The organism is Bradyrhizobium sp. (assembly GCF_049586575.1).
GTDB lineage: Bacteria > Pseudomonadota > Alphaproteobacteria > Rhizobiales > Xanthobacteraceae > Bradyrhizobium.
On sequence record NZ_JBAVCF010000651.1, the window covers coordinates 1 to 4,230 of the forward strand.

The 4,230-nt window shown below is 60.7% G+C and carries 4 protein-coding genes; 2 read left to right on the forward strand and 2 right to left on the reverse strand.

All coding sequences use genetic code 11. The features are described from left to right. The first annotated feature begins 415 nt into the window (after positions 1-415). On the forward strand, positions 416-1,180 hold the full coding sequence (locus tag WB528_RS23980; RefSeq protein ID WP_423891376.1) for a Spy/CpxP family protein refolding chaperone: 765 nt from the start codon (positions 416-418) through the stop codon (positions 1,178-1,180). A gap of 413 nt (positions 1,181-1,593) precedes the next feature. Here the strand turns inward: WB528_RS23980 and WB528_RS23985 are convergent, their stop codons facing one another. Further along, complete coding sequence (locus WB528_RS23985) at positions 1,594-1,995, reverse strand: VOC family protein (RefSeq protein ID WP_423891378.1); 402 nt, start codon at positions 1,993-1,995, stop codon at positions 1,594-1,596. A gap of 360 nt (positions 1,996-2,355) precedes the next feature. Here WB528_RS23985 and WB528_RS23990 point away from each other — a divergent pair, with 360 nt between their 5' ends. Continuing rightward, positions 2,356-2,616 (forward strand): PilZ domain-containing protein, encoded by a 261-nt coding sequence (locus WB528_RS23990; RefSeq protein ID WP_423891379.1) that lies wholly within the window; start codon positions 2,356-2,358, stop codon positions 2,614-2,616. A 76-nt stretch (positions 2,617-2,692) separates the two neighbouring features. Here WB528_RS23990 and WB528_RS23995 read toward each other — a convergent pair whose 3' ends face one another. After that, positions 2,693-4,129 (reverse strand): NAD-dependent succinate-semialdehyde dehydrogenase, encoded by a 1,437-nt coding sequence (locus WB528_RS23995; RefSeq protein ID WP_423891380.1) that lies wholly within the window; start codon positions 4,127-4,129, stop codon positions 2,693-2,695. Positions 4,130-4,230: the final 101 nt, after the last annotated feature.

Genomic DNA, 4,230 nt, shown 5'->3' on the forward strand with positions numbered 1-4,230 from the left:
TTGCTTTACTCTGTTCTTATTTTTGCCCTTCGTCTGGCCGACGCCATTGGCAGGCCCTGCATTCGCAGGTCGGCGCGAAATTTTAATCGGTAGATCAGACCAGAATTGGCCGCCGGTGTCGAGAAATCAGGCTTCGAACGGCATTAGAACTATCGTTGCGTTTCGTCGCACCCCGGCGTCGGGGGTCGACGATCCGGCCAGATAAAAGGTGCCCTATTGCGCTGCAAACGCAACGGGCGAAATCTGGCTGTGCGGCGTCACACCGACCTTCCGCTCAACTGCTCGCCGAACAAATCGCCAACTCCTGCCGCGACGATGCGACCGTGGACTCGTCCGACGCGGTAACGATAATGTCGTTTACGGTGGGCGATTCAAAGTCCCCATCGCAGCAGACCAAAGTTAGATGGAGCCCGAAATGATCCGCCCAACTCCGGCCGCGCGCCTGCAACCGGGATTGTACTTGGTAGCAATTCTTGCGCTGCTTCTTGCCACGTCTCAGGCAGCTCAGGCCCAGGGGTTGGTAAAAGGTGTGCAGGACGGTGCCCAAGCCGGCAACAAGGCCGCCGGCCCCGTCGGCGGCGTGCTCGGCGGCGCAATCGGCGGCGTGGTCGGGGTCTTTACCGGCGTCCTGGGTGTCAATGGCGAGCAGGGGCAGGGACAGGGACAGCAACCCGCCGCGAACACCGCCAAACCAGGCTCACCCCCTTCCGCAAAGCAGGGCAAGGTCACCAAGACGGCGAAAGGGTCGGTCACAGTCACGCCAACCACGAGCACCACACCCGGAAAACCGGTGGAGGTTCTGACCCAGCCAGGTGTGCCGGAGTTGACGGCCGAGCAGATCGTGGCGAACAGCGATGCCTATATCGACCGGATCAAGGCCGAACTGAACCTAAACCCTGAACAGGAAAGGAATTGGTCGGCATTCAATAGCGCCATGCATTACCTCGGCCACAATGGCGCCGAGCGCCTCAATCTCCGGATTGCCCGCGCCAAACGCGATCCTCCCGACGACATCGTGGAGCAGATGCGTAACGAGGCCCAGTTCCTCACCGATCGCGCCGCGGATCAGCGCGCGGTGGCGGACGCGGCCGAGCCCTTGTTCACGAGCCTCGACGAGAAGCAAAAGGCGACCTTCATCGAGGAAATGGTGCGCCTCAGCCACGAACGCGGGCTCGACTAGAGCTCCGATTCCGAAGTTCGCAAAGCTGTCGCGGAGGCCTCCGATGCGAACGTCGGAATCAAAGGGCTCCAGCAAATATAACCTTTTTGTGCGGCTTCGAATTTGAAGTTCCTATAGCGAGATTGCAACGGAACCAATAGGAACTTCAAATTCGCCGCACTAACCGCAAAACGCCAAACGCGACGGCAGGAACACCTGCTGTCGCGTTTCTTTGAACCGCCCGCGAATAGCCGGGCACACAGGCCCTGGGGTAGGTGGAAGGCTAGGGCACCCGGCTATCCTGCCGCAGCGGCGGCGAAGCTCAAATCGTCATGCAAAATGGAGGAAAAGCTGACCGCTTCGCGCCCGAGATATGGCCGCGGTATGACCTTGTCTGGATTCGCGGAAACGAAGCAGCGACCGGCCTGAATCCATCAGCTTTTCGGGAAGTTCAATTCGACGCCGACGCCGTCGGGATCGTAGAGGAAGAACTGCGTATCCCCCGTGCGAGGCACGATGCTTTCGCGGAACTTCACGTTTTTGGACTGAAGGCGGTTGCGCACGCCGTCCACATCGGTGGCGGCAAAGGCGATGTGGTCGAGGCGGCCGGTGTCCTCGAATTTCTTCTCGGTGCCCCTGACCACGATGCCTTCGCGCGGCTTGCGGGTGCCCATCAAATGGACCGTCGCCACCCCGCCGGAATAGAGCCAGTAGCCCGGGAAATCGAGCGGCGGCCGGTCGCCATTCTCAAGCCCCAGCACGTCGCAATAGAAATCCTTGGTGCGTTCGAGATCTGCGGGTTCGATCGTGTAATGCTGTAGTCCGCCAAGCGGCATGGTTGTTCTCCTTCGATCAACGCGGGTTTATGTTGGGTCTCAACCACAGGGCAGAAACGGTCGACTGACCCCCGGCTTCGCTGCCAAAGAAATGGTACACCGTACCAGCCATCAAAAACCAGCATCCGAGGTAAAGGAAGGCCAGAGGAATCGCCGGTAAGGCCCGTCAGACCTGAGATAATTTCCGCCTCCCGGATCAAGGCGAAGCCGAGGGGATCGGTGGTCTTGTGGATCCAGCGAGGGCAGTGCGCTTGACCCCGCGCCTCTGGATTGTCATAGCCCGCAAGGGGCCGCTACAGCCAAATTCTTTAAGCTTTGGCGCTAGACTGATGGGCTGGGGAACTTCGGCGCACCACACCGATGGAAGAAAAGCGGAAGCATCAGCGGACTGAAATCAATGAGCCGGCCTATGTTTCGGCGGGCGGCTCGGTGATGCGTTGTACCGTGCGGAACATCTCGCGGGAAGGTGCCGCGATCGACGTCGATAATCCATCTTTCGTGCCGGCCCAGTTTCGCCTGGTGATGGCGAGTGACTCCTCGACGCGCGACTGCAGGGTGATCTGGATACAGCAGAAGCGGATCGGCGTGGCGTTTGTCGGTCCGGTCGACGTGCGCGACTAAAGCGCGGTGAATTTGGTTTAGTGAAAAGAGCGAGCCACCATCGGGCCGGATGGTGGCTCGCTTTTTGACAGGCGGCCTAAACTCCTGTCTGCGTAATGAACTTGGTGTTGAGGTAGGCTTCCAGCGCCTCGGAGCCGCCTTCCGATCCATAGCCGGAATCCTTGATGCCGCCGAACGGAACTTCGGGCAGCGCGAGAGCGAAGCTGTTGATCGACATCATGCCCGCTTCCACAGCCGCACCGATCGCGCTCGCCGTCTTGGCCGACTTGGTGAACGCGTAGGACGCGAGCCCGAATGGCAGGCGGTTCGCTTCCTCCGCCGCATCGTCGAATTTGGAGAACGGCGAAATCAGCGCCAGCGGAGCGAAGGGTTCTTCGCTCATCGCGCGGGCCGACTTCGGCACGTCGGTGACGACGGTGGGCTCGAAGAAGTAACCCTTGTTGCCGACGCGGTTGCCGCCGGTCGCAACCTTCGCACCCTTGCTGACGGCGTCCTGGACCATGGTCTCAATGGCCGTGACGCGACGATCATTGGCCAGCGCTCCCATCTTGGAGTTGGCATCGAGGCCATTGCCGACCGTGATCGACTTCGCGCCGTCCACGAACTGCTTGATGAACTTGTCGTAGACGCCTTCCTGCACCAGGAAGCGCGTCGGCGAGATGCAGACCTGACCTGCGTTGCGATATTTCGCGGCAACCATGATCTTGGCCGCGGATTCGATGTCGGCGTCGTCGAATACGATCACCGGCGCATGGCCGCCGAGCTCCATCGTCACCCGCTTCATGTGCTGACCCGCAAGCGCCGCGAGATCCTTGCCGACCTTGGTCGAGCCGGTGAAGGAAATCTTGCGGATGGTCGGGTGCGGGATCAGATATTCGGAGATTTCGGACGGCACGCCATAGACAAGGTTGATGACGCCGGCCGGCACGCCGGCATCGGAGAACGCCCGGATCAATTCGGCGGGCGAAGCCGGCGTTTCTTCCGGCGCCTTGACGATGATCGAGCAGCCTGAAGCGAGCGCCGCGCTCATTTTGCGGACGACCTGATTGATCGGGAAATTCCACGGCGTGAAGGCGGCAACCGGTCCGACCGGTTCCTTGAACGCCATCTGGTAGACGCCGGGCGCCCGGGCCGGGATCAGGCGGCCATAGGCGCGGCGTCCTTCCTCGGCAAACCATTCAATGATGTCGGCAGCTGCCATTGTCTCCATCTTGGCCTCGGCCAGGACCTTGCCTTGTTCTATCGTCATGATGGTCGCGATTTTATCGGCGCGCTCGCGCATCAGCTCGGCGGCCTTGCGCATGACCTTGGAGCGTTCATAGGACGACACCACGCGCCAGGCCTTGAAGCCTTTTTCCGCTGCCGCCAGCGCCTCATCGAGGTCGGCCTTTGCGGCGTGGGCAACGGTGCCCACGGTCTCTTCCGTGGCTGGATTGAGCACAGGGATGGTCTTTCCAGAAGCGGCCGGTCGCCATTTGCCGTCGATAAACAACTGCACGTTCGGGTAATTCATTCTGCTGACTCCGGTTTTACGGCTCTTTTCCGCCGCGCGGAGAACAACACGTTCGCCAGCCTCTTTTCAAGGGTCGGAACGGGCAGAGCAGGGTTTTCGGC